General features: G+C 64.4%; 11 protein-coding genes. 1 reads left to right on the top strand and 10 read right to left on the bottom strand.

Annotated elements, in window-relative coordinates; translation table 11 throughout:
• Positions 1–40: 40 nt before the first annotated feature.
• The 3 genes from DSM43276_RS09840 to DSM43276_RS09830 are packed head-to-tail and all read right to left on the bottom strand — an operon-like array spanning position 41 to position 5899.
• A complete protein-coding gene (locus DSM43276_RS09840) occupies positions 41–256 on the bottom strand; it encodes an MbtH family protein (RefSeq protein WP_078330591.1) in 216 nt (71 codons plus the stop codon).
• Entirely contained in the window at positions 237–1526 is a 1290-nt protein-coding gene (gene mbtG, locus DSM43276_RS09835; RefSeq protein WP_078330669.1) for an NADPH-dependent L-lysine N(6)-monooxygenase MbtG, read from the bottom strand. The genes DSM43276_RS09840 and mbtG overlap by 20 nt, the downstream gene beginning before the upstream one ends.
• Positions 1523–5899 (bottom strand): non-ribosomal peptide synthetase, encoded by a 4377-nt coding sequence (locus DSM43276_RS09830; protein ID WP_078330590.1) that lies wholly within the window; start codon positions 5897–5899, stop codon positions 1523–1525. Before DSM43276_RS09830 ends, mbtG begins: the two co-directional genes overlap by 4 nt.
• 99 nt (positions 5900–5998) lie before the next feature.
• Between DSM43276_RS09830 and DSM43276_RS09825 the strand changes: the two genes are divergently transcribed.
• The gene (locus DSM43276_RS09825) at positions 5999–7663 is read left to right on the top strand and encodes a (2,3-dihydroxybenzoyl)adenylate synthase (RefSeq protein ID WP_078330589.1); all 1665 of its coding nucleotides are present in this window, start codon (positions 5999–6001) and stop codon (positions 7661–7663) included.
• Between the two features lie 89 nt (positions 7664–7752).
• Here DSM43276_RS09825 and DSM43276_RS09820 read toward each other — a convergent pair whose 3' ends face one another.
• From DSM43276_RS09820 to DSM43276_RS09790, 7 genes are all read right to left on the bottom strand, one after another.
• Positions 7753–9105, bottom strand: a complete 1353-nt coding sequence (locus DSM43276_RS09820; protein WP_169053050.1) for a salicylate synthase — start codon at positions 9103–9105, stop codon at positions 7753–7755.
• A 108-nt stretch (positions 9106–9213) separates the two neighbouring features.
• Positions 9214–11925, bottom strand: coding sequence for a fumarate reductase/succinate dehydrogenase flavoprotein subunit (locus DSM43276_RS09815; RefSeq protein ID WP_078330587.1), 2712 nt, complete (start codon positions 11923–11925; stop codon positions 9214–9216).
• The gene (locus DSM43276_RS09810) at positions 11925–12668 is read right to left on the bottom strand and encodes an ABC transporter ATP-binding protein (protein ID WP_078330586.1); all 744 of its coding nucleotides are present in this window, start codon (positions 12666–12668) and stop codon (positions 11925–11927) included. The genes DSM43276_RS09815 and DSM43276_RS09810 overlap by 1 nt, the downstream gene beginning before the upstream one ends.
• Positions 12665–13525, bottom strand: a complete 861-nt coding sequence (locus DSM43276_RS09805) for an ABC transporter permease (RefSeq protein WP_412458687.1) — start codon at positions 13523–13525, stop codon at positions 12665–12667. Before DSM43276_RS09805 ends, DSM43276_RS09810 begins: the two co-directional genes overlap by 4 nt.
• Before the next feature lie 14 nt (positions 13526–13539).
• Positions 13540–14937: an ABC transporter substrate-binding protein gene (locus DSM43276_RS09800; protein WP_078330585.1), complete on the bottom strand. Its 1398-nt coding sequence runs from the start codon at positions 14935–14937 to the stop codon at positions 13540–13542.
• 13 nt (positions 14938–14950) lie between these two features.
• Positions 14951–15178, bottom strand: a complete 228-nt coding sequence (locus tag DSM43276_RS09795) for a 4Fe-4S dicluster domain-containing protein (RefSeq protein ID WP_005058882.1) — start codon at positions 15176–15178, stop codon at positions 14951–14953.
• An 8-nt stretch (positions 15179–15186) separates the two neighbouring features.
• A complete protein-coding gene (locus DSM43276_RS09790; protein WP_078330584.1) occupies positions 15187–15930 on the bottom strand; it encodes a GntR family transcriptional regulator in 744 nt (247 codons plus the stop codon).
• Between the last annotated feature and the right edge of the window lie 102 nt (positions 15931–16032).

The raw sequence follows: 16032 nt of genomic DNA, 5'->3' as shown, positions 1-16032 counted from the left end.
GAAGCTGTCTGGGCCCACCAGATCTTCCTACCAGCTGCTGCTACTTGCCTGCCATCGCGTCACGCAGGCTCTTGGGCCGCATATCGGTCCAATTGGCTTCGACGTACTCCACACAGTCGGCACGCGAGGCCTCCCCAAAGGCCACGCGCCATTGCGCCGGAACCTCAATGGCCGTCGGCCACAGACTGTGCTGCTCCTCGTCGTTGACCAGTACGTAGAAGGCACCATTCTCGTCATCAAATGGGTTGGTACTCAATTGTTTTCCTTTCACGACGAGCCGACTGGGTACTGCTGTGCCCACCGAGCACTCGATCGGACAGCAATCCGAGACAGCTGAGATTGGGGAACCCCGGGCCCTGGGTCAGACCCGAGAGCGTCGGAAGAATGAGCTTGGGAGTCAGGCCGTTGACGGACAGGTCGTGGCCAAGGGATTCCTGCAAGACGTTGCCGTCCACGGGAGCGCCCAGTTTGAGCTCCATGAGATCGAGGGCGCTCTGGTCGAACAGCGGTAAGAACCACAGCGCGTCGGCACCCGCGCCGTCGATCACCAGATCGAAGCCGTGAACGGTCTCGGAAGGCTCGCCCGCACGGTCGCTGCGCAGCGTCAATCTGATCCGGTCTTTCAGGGCGACGGCGTGGGCGACGCGACCGCGCAGATGGCGGATACGATCGTCGGCCAGCAGCGATTCCTGAACACGGGCCGAGAACACCCCGCGATCGGTACGGTTCAATGCGTCGCGCCGTTCCTCCATGGTGTGGTGTAACCACCCGGTCGGATCGCTGAACAGAGCGTTCTCGAAGTACCCTTCACCGCGGGTAAACAGTGTGACGCCGGGAGAGATGACGGTGATCGTCGAAACCCGATGTCCAAAAAGTTCATTGAGCACTGAGGCGGCTGTCTCACCCCCGCCGATCACGGCGACGCGTTCTGCGGTGAGACGCGTTGATCCGGCACAGCGACGCCAGAATTCGGCGATCGACAGGACGTTCGGATGTTCGGGTAGCACAGAACGTTCCGGCTGCCCGGGCCCCGTCACCATGACCGCGTCCGCAGCGATGGAACAGTCGTTGGTACCCACCACCCATCTGTCGTCATCGATGGACAAACCGGTCACCTCGCCCTGAACCACCTTCATATCGACCGTGTTGGCCACCCACGTCAGGTAGTCAGCCCAGCGCTTGTGCGTTGGCGCGGGCTTATCGCGGTCAACCCACTCGGCGAACTGGCCAGTGCCGATGAGATAGGACTGCCAGCTCAGACGCATCATCCCGGCATCGATCTCGGCGTTACGCCCCGGCACGACGGCAGACCGATACGGGAATCCCACATCTTTTTCGGGGCTCGTACCCAGCCGGTGTTGTCCATCCGTCCAGCCACCACACGCCTGCCAGTTCGCGCCGACCTGCTGACGCTCGATCGCCACCACATCGGGTACGTCGACACCGCATTCACGCAACACAGCTGCCTTCGCGGCAACCGCCACCGCCTTGGCGCCCGCGCCTATCACTGCCAATGTGGATGTCACCATAGCTCCTTCGCCAGAATCCCCAGCTGCTCGTGCCATATCGCTTGTAGCTCGGTGACCTCCGAGCGGTCAAGCACCTCGGGGATCGCCCGCCACTGCGTGGCGATAACAGGCCCTTCGATGCTCTCCATAATCAGCACCGCGATCATCAGCTCATGACGGACCGCCGAATCAGGCTCGGGCACGGGCGATCCCAGTACGGAAAGCAGACCGTCACGTCGAAGAAGAGTCCCCTCGAAGCCACGATCATGCCCGAGATAGGTCAGCAGGATCTGTGGATCGCGATACTGCCGCAGCACCGCCCGGGTATCAGCGCGCAGATAACGCAACAGTCCAAAGTCAATCGTCCGCCCCGGCATCGCGTTGTACTGACGTGCGACGCGCTCCACCACCCCGCGTGGACCAATGGCCAGAGGATCAGTGCCGCCGAGGCGCAGGGGATAGACCGTGTTGAGTGGGCCCATCGTGGCCGTGGTGGCACCTTCTCGTTCGCAGACCTGCACCGCCAGTAGCGATTCCACCTGGGGATCTCCACGCAAACGGCGCCATCGTGCCACGGTGCGTGCTGCCGCTGCCGCGAGAAGGTGATCCATCCGCATTCCCGAGTTCAGCAGCAACGCGCTGACATCAGCCGGCGCGGAATCGACGGTGACCGCCACGTCACGTTCCCGGTCAAGTTCCGGAATCACTCGGCGCGAACCAATCGTGGGATCATCGCCGTCGAGCTGTGCGATCCAGAAGGGCAGGCTACCCACGTCGTGGGCCGCCACGGCCAGCGAGTTGGCCCACCGTCGGTATCCATTGGCGGGCAGGGTGGGCGACCGGACTGCCCCTGCCATCAACCATTGCCAACGAGACTCCAGCTCTTCGACGATGTCCCGCCAGGACATCGGATCTATGGCAAGGTGATGCACCGCGAGGATGAGGGCTCCGGGCGCATCTTCTGGGTGAAGCCACACCGCCGAGAGCATCCAACCTTGCTCAGGGTCAAGCCGATCCACCGCGCGACCAATCTCGGCACCGGCGACGTCAGACGGATCCGCTGCGGTGATCTCGACGAATCGGAGAGCCTGCCGCTGCCGTGGAACCAGGGTCAGGTTGTCGCGGTCCAGACGACTGCGCAGCACCTCGTGCTCTCCGACCACCGCGTCGAGAAGTTCCTCCAGCACCGATCGGGTGATGCCCTCGGGCAACCAGAAGACGCCGGTTTCGGCGAGACGACGCGGGTTTCCATGCTCATAGAGGCGTCGCCCGCCGGGAGGCAGCGGGATGGGTTCCCCTTCGCGGTCTTCGTCCTCCGCGATGAGGCCGCTACGACGCTGATCGACCAATTTGGCCAAACCTGCGACAGTGCGCAGCTCCAAGATCTCGCGGATGTCGACCCCGACTCCGCATTCGTTCAGGATCGCCGCCGAGAGCTTGCTCGCGAGCAGCGAATGGCCGCCGAGGTCAACGAACGAGTCATCCGCACCCACGGTCGCAGCCCCGAGTAGCCGCGCAAAAAGGGCTGCCAGCTGACGCTGAGTCGCGGTTTCCGGCTCCCGACGTCTGGCCACGGACCCGATCTCCGGTGCCGGCAGGGCTTCCCTGTTGATCTTGCCGTGCCGGGTGATGGGCATCTCGTCGAGCACGACATACGCCGCGGGAATCATGAAGTCGGGCAGGGCAGCTGAAATCCTGGCGCGGATTCGGTCGAGGTCGACCACGTGTCCGCCGACCGGTGTCAGGTAGGCAACGAGACGCTTGCCGACGTACGGCAGCTCATCGACCACCACGAGCGCCTGACTGACGCTCGGATCCACCTCGATGGCCGAGGCGATCTCACCGAGTTCGATACGGAACCCCCGAATCTTCACCTGCTCGTCGGCGCGACCGACGAATTCGATGTCGCCGTTCGCACTGCGCCGCGCAAGGTCACCGGACCGGTACATCCGCTGACCGGGAACGAAGGGGTCGGCGATGAAGCGCTGCGCGGTCAGACCGGCCGCCCGATGATATCCGCGCGCCACATGCGTTCCACCAATGTAGATCTCACCGATAACCCCTACCGGCACCGGTCTTAGGGTCTCGTCCAGAATGTGAATCTGTGTGTTGATCTTGGGGGTGCCGATCGGAACGGTCCGCGTCCCTTGGACTCCGCGCACCTTGTACCGCGAAGCGTTGATCACGGTCTCGGTGGGGCCATAGAAATTATGAAGCGACGCATCGAAAGTGGCGTGAAATTTGTCAGCGACCGGACCGGGCAGCGCCTCGCCGCCCACCGGCACCCGACGTAGCGACTTCCATTGCGTGACTCCGGGTAGCGATAGCACCAGCCCGAGCAACGAGGGCACCATGTGCATCGAGGTAACACCCTCGCTGTTCAACAGCTCCGTCAGATAGGCGACATCACCGAGCCGACCAGTACGCGGGATCACCAGCCTGCCACCACAACTGAGGATGCCGAAAATCTCGCCCACCGATACGTCGAAGCTCGGCGAGGCCACCTGCAGTACCCGATCGGATCCGCTGACCCGGTATTCAGCACGGAACCAGTTGAAGTACTCGGTCAGTGGACGATGCGTGACCGTCACACCCTTGGGCAGACCCGTCGAACCCGACGTGTAGATCAGATAGGCAGCATTGTCGGCGGTCAACGGCCGCACCCGATCGGCATCGACAGGCTCACGGGCGTCAAACTGCCCAATACCCGCCACCGGCTCTCTGATGACCAGCCTCGGCTGCGCGTCGCCGAGGATGTGCGCGATGCGATCAGCGGGGTAGTTCGGATCGACGGGAACATAGACCGCACCCGCCTTGGCGATGGCGAGCGCGGTGATGATCAAATCCGGAGACTTGTCCAGGAGTACCGCGACATGATCTTCGGTACCGATACCCTGCCCAATGATCCAGTGCGCCAGCCGGTTCGCCAGCTCGTTGGTTTCCCGGTACGAGTAGTGCCGACCCTCGTAGACGAGCGCGGTGGCGTCCGGCTGTGCGGCCGCGCGGGCGGCCACCAGCTCACCGAGCGTGGTCGGCTCCGCCTCGAACCGTTCCCCGGACGACACCTCCCGCAGCCACTGGGCTTCCCGGCCATCCATGAGATCCAGGCGGCCCAGCGGGCGGTCTGGGTCGGCGAGCGCGGAGTCGATCAGGTTGGCGAAATGGCGGAGCAGCTGCACGGTCAACCGCTCGTCCAGCACATCGACCAAATACTCGGCCACGACGTCGGCACCTTCGGGCGCGGTCTCGATCCTCAGGCTGAGTGGCACGTACGCCACCTGACCTTCCCACCCGGCACGTTGACAGTGGATTCCGGGCGGGCAGAACCGGGAAGCGGAGTCGGCCCCCAAGGCGAAACCTACGCGCGGGATGACGCGATCCAGGCTGACCCGCTGATGCGCAAACCCGTTCAGCGCGGTCAGGCTGGCGTGCTCCAACAACTCCCGGAAGCTTTCGTCACTACGCGGTCGCATCCGCAGGGCGACGGTGTGCCCGAAGTGCCCGATGCCGCCCTGCGTATGAGCGTCGCGCGTGGGCACCGGCGCGGCCACCAAGAAGTCCTCTGCATGCGTATACCGATGCAGCAGAGCTGAATACGCGGCCAACAACACCACATACGGTGTGGTACCGGTCTCGTTGGCCAGTTGATCGACGCGACCCATGACGGTCGCGGAGAGGCGCGAGGTGACGCGTTCGGCCTTCCAATCGGTCGTCGCCACCGAACCGTTGGCTCCCGGAAGCTCCAGCGGTTCAGGAGGATTGGCCAGCTCCCCACGCCAGTAGTCGAGATCGGCACCGTCGGCCCGATCCTGTGGGGGCCGGCCCGGCGTCGGCGCCGTAATGGCGCCGTGCACATAGGCGGTCGTCAGGTCGGCGAGGAACACCGACCACGAGTTGTCGTCCCACGCGATGCGGTGAGCGACGACGAGCATGATGTGTTCGGCAGCGCCGGTGCGGATGACCGTGAGACGCAACGGTGATTCCACCGTGAGATCGAACGGGGTCCCGAACTCGCGCTGTGCCAGCACGCCCAGCCGGAGCTGTTGTGCGGCGCCCGCGAGCTCGGACACGTCATGCTCGACCCATCGGGCAGGGAGGTCCTCGTGCAGCACGGCGACCGGATCGCCATCGGTACCGGCGTGAAACGTCGTGCGCAAGATCTCGTGGCGGGTCTCAACCGCGGTAACCGCGGCGCGCAGCCTTTCGATGTCCACCTCACCGCTGAGCCGGTACGACCGACACAGATTCATCAGCGCGGGCGTCACCCCGTGGGCGAACCATATGCGGTGCTGCCCCGCGGACAGTGGTGGCGCGGCATCAGGGTCGAGGCTTATCGACGCCCTTTCGCTGGTGACGTCCACCTCGACATCACCCTCGCTCACGGTGCGCACCTCGTTCTCACCTCGCGTTTTCACTTTTAGTACAGGCTGCCCTAACTATGAGGAGGCTACCCTATCTAGACTGCGGGGAGTCACCCATGAGGAGCTGCGATGACTCAGGCCACATCGACCCCTACCGCCTCGGCCACGAAGAGCCCGGCGGACGGTTTTGTACCCTTCCCCCCGCCGCGCGCCGACGCCTACCGCACAGCCGGATACTGGACCGGAAAGACCGTGGAGTCCCTGCTCCGGACGGCCGCCACCAGACGGGCCGATCATCCCGCCGTGATCGATGAACGCGGTGCGATGACCTACTGCGAGCTCGATGCGGCCGCCGACCGCGCCGCACATGCCCTCGCCCGGCTCGGCATAGCCCCAGGCGACCGAGTGCTACTCCAGCTTCCCAACCGGGCATCCTTCGCCGTCGCCTTCTTCGGCTTGATGCGTGCGGGGGCGATACCGATCATGTGCCTGCCGGGGCACCGGGCCGCCGAGCTGTCTCATTTCATCGACGTGTCCGGTGCCGTCGGCTTGGTGATCGCCGATTCCGCCGGCGGATTCGACTACCGTGCACTGGCCGTAGAACTGTCCACACAGCACGTATGCCTGCGCCACATCGTGATCGACGGGGAGGCGCCTTCCGCTGACGCGGAACGCTTTACCGCATGGTCCTCCCTGTTGGAAACCATTGAGGTTCAAGGCTCCTTACCGGCAGCACAGACCGACACCCCTGCGTTATTACTAGTCTCGGGCGGCACCACCGCAGCACCCAAACTCATCCCCCGCACCCACGAGGACTACGTCTACAACGCCACCCGGGCGGCCCAGGTGTGCGGCATCACCGAGGACGACGTCTACCTCGTCGCACTGCCCGCCGGCCACAACTTCCCACTGGCCTGCCCGGGTCTCCTCGGAGCCATCAGCGCGGGTGCCACCACTGTTTTCCTTTCAGATCCGAGCCCGGAGTCGGCATTTGAGATCATTGCCCGGCATCGCGTGTCCGTGACGGCACTGGTGCCGTCACTTGCCCAGCTGTGGGCACAGGCCACCGCATGGGAACCCGTACTGCCGGAATCACTACGACTGCTCCAGGTAGGCGGCGCAAAGCTCGGCGCCGAGGATGCGCGCACGGTTCGGGAGTCACTCACCCCGGGACTGCAACAGGTTTTCGGCATGGCCGAGGGACTGCTATGCCTCACTCGCCCAGGCGATCCCGCAGACATCCTCGACAACACCCAGGGCCGGCCCATGTGCGACGCCGATGAGGTTCGCATTGTGAATGAGGACGGCGCCGAAGTCGCCGCCGGCGAAGCGGGCGAACTACTGGTGCGTGGACCGTACACACTCAACGGGTACTACCGCGCCGAAGCGGACAACATGCGTTCCTTCACCGCCGACGGGTTCTACCGCAGCGGTGATCGAGTACGAGCGCTGCCCGATGGCTATCTGGAAGTCACCGGCCGCATCAAGGACGTCATCCTGCGCGGTGGAGAGTCCATCGCCGCACTGGATCTCGAATCACACCTGCACACACACCCCGCGGTCTACGCGGCGGCAGCAATCGGTCTGCCCGACCAGTACTTGGGTGAGATAGTCTGTGCAGCAGTTGTTTTCAATGGCAAGCCGGTCACGGCCGCCGAGCTCAACCAGCACCTGCAGGACCGCGGCGCCGCGACGCACTCGCGCGTCGACAGATTGGTGGCGGTTCCGTCACTTCCCCTCACCGCGGTGGGCAAAATCGACAAACGTGCCCTGGCGGCGTCCCTGACGAGCTAAGCCTCAACGCTCAACCTGGCCCGGATCGCACAACCGGGGCCCCTAAGGACCCCGGTTTACGCTACGTGCGGCGGTAGCAAGGGCGCCGCTTAAGCCTCGCGTTTGATCACGTACGGGGCGATGCTGCCGAGCTTCTCGCAGGTCTCCTCGAACTCCCGATCGGGTGTCGAGGCCTCGATGATGCCCGCGCCTGCTCGCAGCCAGGTGTGCCCGTCCTGCTCGTAGGCCGAACGCAGTGTCAGCGCGGCGTCCAGTCCGCCGTCCGGGGACATCATCACCACTGCGCCCGAGTAGAGGCCGCGCGGATGATCGTCGAGGCGAAGAATGGCGTCAACCCCCTCCGCCTTCGGGATACCCGAGGCGGTCACCGCGGGGAAGAGCGCCTCCAGCGCATCCATCCGCGTCATCCCGGCACTCAGCTCTCCACTGACGGTCGATCCCAGATGTTGCACGCTGCCGCGCTCACGCACGGTCATGAAGTCGGTCACCTTCGTGCTGCCGGATTCGGCCACCTCGCCGAGTTCGGCAAGTGAGCTGCGCACGGAAATCGCATGCTCAACAATCTCTTTGGCGTTCGACTCTAGATCGTCGCGCGCCACCCGGTCCGCATCCTCGCCCCGGCCGAAGGCACGGGTTCCGGCCAACGGCTGCGTGATGACGGTTCGGTCGGCCTCGACGGCCACGACGAGTTCAGGGCTGTAGCCGAGGGCACGAATACCCCCGAGTCGCAGCAGGAATGAGCGGACCGGCGTGTTGTTGTGCCGACCAAGGCGGTAGGTGGACGGAAAGTCCATGGTGAACGGCACTTCCACGCGCCGCGACAGAATCACCTTGTGGTACAAGCCCGATCGAATCTCGGCGGTGGCGATGCCCACCCGACCGCGGTAGTCAGATGGGTCCGGAACCAGGTCGATCCACGCCGGTGCCGGCACCGGCGGAGCACCCTGATCGAGCACCCGCCTGATCTCGTCGACGTAACTCTCTTCGCAGACCGATACTCCGTCGGCCGTAATCACGACCTCCGCCCGCGGGGCGAAGACCCGCGCCATCGGAGTGCCGGGGGTCAACCGGTGCTGCAGGCCAAAGCGGTAGGTGCCGAACTCGAACGCAACCCATCCGAAGACGCGATGCACGCCGTCGGAGATCTCGTTCACGGCTTGTTCAAGGGCGGAGCCGGGATGCCCCGACCATCCGCGCTGCTCCACAGATCCATCGCGGATGATGCGCAGTCCGTCGCTGTCGAGTTCGACGGAGGCCCGGGCGCCAATGGCGAGCACCCATTCGCCGTCACGCTCGTAAACCAGATACTCGTCGCCGTTACGCTCGGGGATATCCTGCGCCAGAACACTGGCGAGATCGGCAGGCGCAAAACCGTCGGGCAGGCCCTCCTGTACAGAAACCCAGGTCTGGGCGCCGGTATCGGAATCTGCGACCGTACTCATCTTCGACACCCGAGTAAGCCTAGCCTATGCTAAGTGGCTCTGGTACCCGCCCGTAACATGACCTCCGCCACGTTGCGGGGCCCCATCTATTGGGCTTCGGCGTTCCCGTCAGCCGGCCGCAAGTGCTTGTCGCGCATAGGCTCTCACATCTGCGTCGCTATCTTGCAACGCGCCGGTCAGTGCCTCACGAACGGAGGGCTCTGTCGAGGCCCATTGGCTCAGGCTTAACACTGCCGATTTGCGTACGTCCAGATGTGGATCGTCCAGCGCGCGCGCCAGCGGCGGTACGGCCTGCCCCGGGTGTGCTCCGGCCAAGGCCCGCACCGCACCCTGACGGATCTGCCAGGCCGGAGCCTTCAGCGCCTCCTCCACGGCATCAAGGATCTGATCGTCGACCCCCAACGCACCCACGGCCGTCAACGCCGCGGCACGCACCAGCGGATCACGATCACGCACCAGCACCCGCACCGTCGCACCACCGGCAGCCAACGTCGCCAGTCCATTGGCTACGGCAATGCGTACCTCGCGGTTCTCATCCTCCGCGGCAGTGGCAATGGACACCGCATCGTCCACGGACACCAGGGCGCGCACGGCCTCGATGCGGACTCGATGATCGGGGTCGCGCACGGCCGCCACATAAGCGCTCGGATCACCGACCTTCCGCGCGCTCGCCACGTACAGCGCGGTGCTGCGCACCAAGGGGTCGGACGCGCTCACGTGATCGCGGATCTCGACGGGGTCCTCGAGGACCTCCACGAGCTCGCGTACTCCATCGGCCGCGGTGCGGCGCACAGACGGATCACTGTCCCCCAACGCATTCAACAAGGCATCCTCGTAACCCGCGGGTATGTGCTCGGTGAGCGATGCAATAGCGGTGCGACGCACACCCGGATCGCCGTCGGTGAGGAACTGCCGCAGCTCCTCGACGGTGGGAGACTCCAGCGACAGCACCGCGGCGATCCGCGGGGACGGCGGCTGTTCGGCTTCCGCGGCGATCACGTTCGAGATACGGGCGGCCGGTGCTTTCCCACCCATGAGTTCGGGCTGATGCACCGGGATCGGATCGGTCTCCCCCGACGGCAGGTCGTCAAGACCCGGTACCGGGACGAAGTACGGTGCGACGGGGCGTTTCACGAAGTCCATGTCACCGTCGACGGTCTTGCGCAGGTTCAGGTGATAACGCCAATTCACGTCGTCACGGTCTGGCAGGTCTGCCCTGTCGTGGTAGAGGCCCCACCTCGATTCGGTGCGGGTCAATGACGAACGTGCCGCCATCTCGGCACAGTCTCTGATGAACGACACCTCGGCCGCCCGCATCAGCTCATGGGGGGTGCGCGCGCCGATCTGACCCACCTCTTCGGCCATCCGCTCGAATGTCTGCACGGCCAGCGACAGCTTGGCCGCCGTCTTCGGCGGGGCCACATAGTCGTTGACGAACCGGCGAAGCTTGTACTCGACCTGAGGCTGCGGTGGGCCGTCCGGATGGCGCAGCGGGCGGTAGATCAGCTCGTGCGCCTCTTTGACCTGGTCAACCGGGAAATCCAGCGGTGCGGGTGTTTTCGAGAGTGTCGACGCGGCGTGCTCACCGGCCAGATCGCCGTACACAAAGGCACCGATCATGTAGTTGTGCGGCACGCACGCCAGGTCCCCGGCCGCGTACAGGCCGGGCACCGTGGTGCGGGCATGCTCGTCCACCCACACCCCTGATGCGGAATGACCGCTGCACAGACCGATCTCGGAAATATGCATCTCGATGTCGTGGGTGCGGTAGTCATGCCCGCGATTGGCGTGGAACGTGCCGCGGGTGGGTCGCTCGGTGGTGTGCAGGATGCTCTCCAGCGCCGTCAACGTCTCATCCGGCAGGTGAGTCACCTTGAGATAGATGGGACCGCGCGCTGACTCGATTTCGTTCTTGACCTCCGACATCATTTGGCCGGACCAGTAGTCGGAGTCGACGAAACGCTCCCCTTGGGCATTCACCTGGTAGCCGCCGAAGGGGTTGGCCACATACGCACACGCCGGACCGTTGTAATCCTTGATCAGCGGGTTGATCTGAAAGCACTCGATTCCCGACAATTCGGCCCCGGCGTGGTACGCCATCGCGTACCCATCCCCCGCGTTGGTCGGATTCTCATAGGTGCCATACAGATAACCCGACGCCGGCAGACCCAGGCGCCCGCATGGCCCGGTCGCCAGAATCACCGCCTTCGCGCCGACCGTGACGAACTCACCGGTGCGGGTGTTGAAACCCGCAGCACCAATCGCCCGGCGCCTCGATATCCCGTCGGTTCCCACACCCAGGTCTTCAGTGAGGACACGCACCGGCATGACACGGTTTTCGATGCGAATCTTCTCGCGCATCGACTTCTGCCGCAGCACGCGGTATAGCGCCTTCTTGACGTCCTTGCCCTCGGGCATCGGTAACACATAGGCGCCCGATCGATGCACACGTCGCACCGCGTACTCGCCATGCTCGTCCTTCTCGAACTTGACCCCGTAGCGTTCGAGTCGCTGCACCATCGCGAATCCGCGTGTCGCGGTTTGATACACAGTGCGCTGGTTCACGATCCCGTCGTTGGCGCGGGTGATTTCCGCGACATAGTCCTCCGGTTCGGCCTTGCCCGGGATGACGGCGTTGTTCACACCGTCCATACCCATTGCCAGCGCACCGGAGTGCCGGACATGCGCCTTCTCCAGAAGGAGCACCTGGGCGCCATTCTCGGCCGCCGTCAGTGCCGCCATGGTCCCGGCAGTTCCGCCGCCGATCACCAGGACGTCACAGTCCAGCCGGATGGCGCTAGCGAGTTCAGGGATCTGCATCAGGCAACAAGCTCCGTATTATTCAGTGCGGCAAGAATTTCGGTGCGCAGTGCGCTCCGATCGCTGTCGGGCTCGCGAGGGCTGGGAACGTCCAGTAGCGCGCGCAGCGGGTGGCCGGCCCGACCCAGGACCGCGATTCGGTCTCCGAGCAGTAATGCCTCGTCGACATCGTGTGTCACGAACACCACTGTGGTGGGATGGCTGCGCCAGGTATCGATCAACAGGCGCTGCATGCTGGCCCGAGTCTGGGCATCGAGCGCTCCGAATGGCTCGTCCATCATGACCGCGCGCGGAGCACCCGCCAAGCCGCGAGCCAGCTGGACACGTTGGCGCATACCGCCCGAGAGGCTCTTGGGCAGGTAATCCTCGAACCCGGTCAGGCCCACATCGTCGATCCAGGTCTGCGCCGCCGCACGCCGCCCCGCACGAGGCACACCGCCCAGCCTGAGCGCCAGCTCTACATTCGATTGCACAGTGCGCCAGGGCAACAACGCATTGTCCTGGAAAACCATGGCACGATGTCGTGACGTGGTGACAACCCTTTCGCCATCGGCGCGGATGATGCCGGAATCCGGCGGGAGCAGCCCGGCCAGCGCGCGCAGCACGGTGGACTTCCCGCAGCCGGAGGGCCCGGTGAGGACCAGGATCTCAGCGGGACGGACGGTCAGGCTGAGGCGGTCCACCACAGTACGTCCGCCATAGCCCAGAGTGACCGCGTCGAGAACGAGTGTTGAAGCACTCATGAGCGCGCCTCCTCGGCACGGGGCAGCCACCGCGTCACCCGACGCCCGACCAATTCGACAGCAGCCGACGTCAGGAATCCGAGAACACCGATGGTAATGATTCCGACGAACACATCCGGGTAGGCCAACACCGTGTACGACTGCCAGGTCCGATATCCGACTCCCAAACGGCCCGAGATCATTTCGGCTGATATCACACATATCCAGGCAACGCCGATGCCGACGGACAGCCCTCCGAACACGCCGGGAAGGCTACCCGGCAACACCACGCGCAACAGCACATCCCAGCGCCCACCTCCGAGGGTGCGGACCGATTCCTCCCACAGCGTGGGCAGCGCACGCACCGCATGGCGCGTACTCACCATGATGGGGAAATAGGCCGCCAGGAAGGTGATGAACACGATCCCGGCCTCGTCGCTGGGAAACAACAGGATGGCCACCGGCACGATCGCGATCGCGGGAATCGGGCGGGCCAATTCGGTAAGCGGGCCAAAGATATTCGCGAATAGCGGGGAGCGTCCCAGCCAGATACCTGTGATGACGCCGAGCACCGCGGCGAGGCCGAACCCGGTGAGGATCCGGACGGTGGACTGGCCAAGGTCTAGCCAATATTGTTCGGTACCAATGCGCTTGGCGAGCGCGGAGACGATCTCGGTGACCGTGGGCAGGGTGTCGAATCGCAGCCCGAACCGCACCTTGTTGGCCGTCAAGAGCTGCCAGAGCAGCACGGCGGTAGCCACGGACGCGGCGCGGATGCCCCAGGCGAGATATCTCGAACCCTGTCGCCGGGGATTCGCGGCCACATCGGTCTGCTCCTCGGCGGGGGCAGCCGCGACAGTTCGCGGTCTGGCCTCCAGGATCGGTAGGCTACTCACGATGCCGCCGCCAGTGCCTGCGTGTAATCCAGGGAAGTTGCACCCGGGTGGGTGGAGATGTATCGGCTGGCGCCCGCGCTCGTGGTGAACGGATGCAACCCGGCCGAATCCCGGACCCACCAGGCGTGGTCGGCGAACCACCGAGTGCCCAGTTCGGCGTCGGCGACGTAGGCGGCGCGGACCTTCTGACCGGCAGCTTTGGCTGCATTGACGGCTTTCAACAGCTCTTGCGGGGTGGTATACACCTGCGTGGAATCCTGACCGTCGAACCAGATCTCGGCGGCGCGGACCGGGTCTGCCCCGTCGGCGGGGTGCAGCACCAGCGGGTTGGACTTGGCGGCCAATTCGGTCTCGTAATTCTTCGCATGCGTCGTGTAGGCCTGACGCAGCGGACCGTCCTGCACAAACTCGTCGATGTTGAGATCTGCGAAGTCCCCGATCGATTTCAGATAGGGCACATCGCTCTTGAATGCCTCGATGAGTGAGGGCTTGAGGGTGGTGTCGAATGACGTGCCACCCGGCCCGTTGTAGAGGTACACCACTTCCTGGGGTAAGCCGCTGCCCTCGGCCACGATGCGAGCCGCCTCGAGAGACTTTTCGTGGATGAAATCGGTCGCGTCCAGCTGAGCCTGTAAGAAGGCATCGAGTACCTCCGGATGCTGCTTGGCATAGTCGCGGCGCACCACCACACCGTGGAAGGTCGGAACATTGAGCTCGGCACCGTCATAGAGGAGCTTGGCCTTCTTCTGAAAGACCAGCAGGCCCGGCCAGGCCACGAACTGCGACAGCGCCTGCACCTGACCGGATTCCAGCGCTGAGGCACCAACCTGTGGCTGCTGGTTCAGCACCTCGACATCCTTGGCCGGGTCCAGACCGTCGTTGTGCAGCGCGCGCACCAGCGTGCCATGCCCCGCCGAGCCGACACTCGCGGACACCTTCTTGTCTTTCAGCTCGGGAAGCGTGGTGATCGGCGAATTCGGCGGCACCACAACCATGTTGAGCGCACCCTTGGCGTTGTACCCGGTGATCGACACCAGCTCGGTGCGTGCCTTCTCATTGGCCTGGGTCTTGGATCCATTGATCAGCAGCGGGTAATCGCCCATCGAGCCGATGTCGATCTTCTCGGCGAGCATCTGTGCGGTGATCGGCGCTCCGGTGTCGTAGTCCTGCCACTGCACGGTGTACTTGTTTCCGGTGCGCGAACCGGCCTCGGCGAGCCGCTTCTCCAGATACCCCTGGGCGCGCAGCAGCGTGCCGGCGGTCACCGTGTTGATGGTCTTCGACTGATATCCGACAACGACGGTCACTTCGTTGGCCGAGCCGGACCCGGAGTCCAGGGAGCAGCTGGTGACGAGGGCGAGGAGCAAAGCGGAGAGAAGGGCTGTTCTCTTCATGGGGTGTCCTGACTTAACGGAGGAGATAGGGCATGTTGACGGTGACGGCACCGGTGGGACAGCGGGCCGCGCAGGGCCCGCAGTACCAGCACTCGTCGACGTGCATGAACGCCTTGCCGTTTTCTGGATTGATCGCCAGCGAATCCAGTGGGCAGATGTCCACACACAGCGTGCAGCCGTCGATACACAGCGATTCGTCGATGGTGACCGGAACGTCGATACGGTTGTTGACCAATGTCATGAGAGTCCTCAGATGTCCCTTAATAGATTGCTGCGCAATGTGATTCGATCACCGCGCATCCGGATGTACTCGAGGTCGACGGGGGTCCCGTCATCGAGGTGGGTCAGTCGCTCCAGCAGCAGCAGCGGCGCGCTGTCGGGTACTTGCAATGTCGCAGCCGAATGCGAGTCCGCCGCAACAGCTTCCAGCGCCAGATTGGCCGACCCCAACCTGCGTCCAGTCACCCGTTCGATCAGGGCGAACACATCATTGGTCTCGAGTTGGTGCTCGATGACCGCCTCCCCCACATCGGCGGTGAGATAGGTCTTGTCCAGGCTCAGCGGCAGATCGCCGAGGTAGCGCAGCCGCTCGATGAAGATGACGCGTGCGCCGGGTTCGAGCCGCAACCTGTGCGCGACGGCGGGGGGCGCGTTCACCTCCTGGATGACGCGGACCTCATTCCAGACCTCGCCGTATCCCTTGAAGGTCTCCTTGAGCCCGAGCAGCGCGTCCAATCCGTGCTCGTACTTGCGCAACGCCACGTGAGTACCGGTACGAGGTCCACGCTCGATGAGGCCTTCGTCCTTCAGCGTCGTCAGCGCCTCCCGGACCGTATTGCGGGACACAAAGAACTCCGCGGCCAACTCCTGTTCGCTCGGCAGGCCGCCGTCGCTGTAGCCCCCGGCGTGGATTTGGTGGCGCAGCACGTCGGCGACCAGCCGCGCCTGGTCGGCGCGCGGACGGCGTAATGGTGTGGGCTCGGCAGCGGCCACAAGCTCTCCTGACGTGAGACAACCTCGCCCACACGCTAAAGGCCAGCTCAGCGGCCGTCCGGAGAATGAAATCGATATCTGTCAGGTCTGCTTCATTACGCC

The sequence above is a fragment of the Mycobacteroides salmoniphilum genome (assembly GCF_004924335.1).
In the GTDB taxonomy this organism is placed as follows: Bacteria; Actinomycetota; Actinomycetes; order Mycobacteriales; family Mycobacteriaceae; genus Mycobacterium; species Mycobacterium salmoniphilum.
The sequence above is the reverse complement of the archived record's forward strand: the minus strand, read 5'-3'. Positions and strand labels throughout refer to the sequence as shown.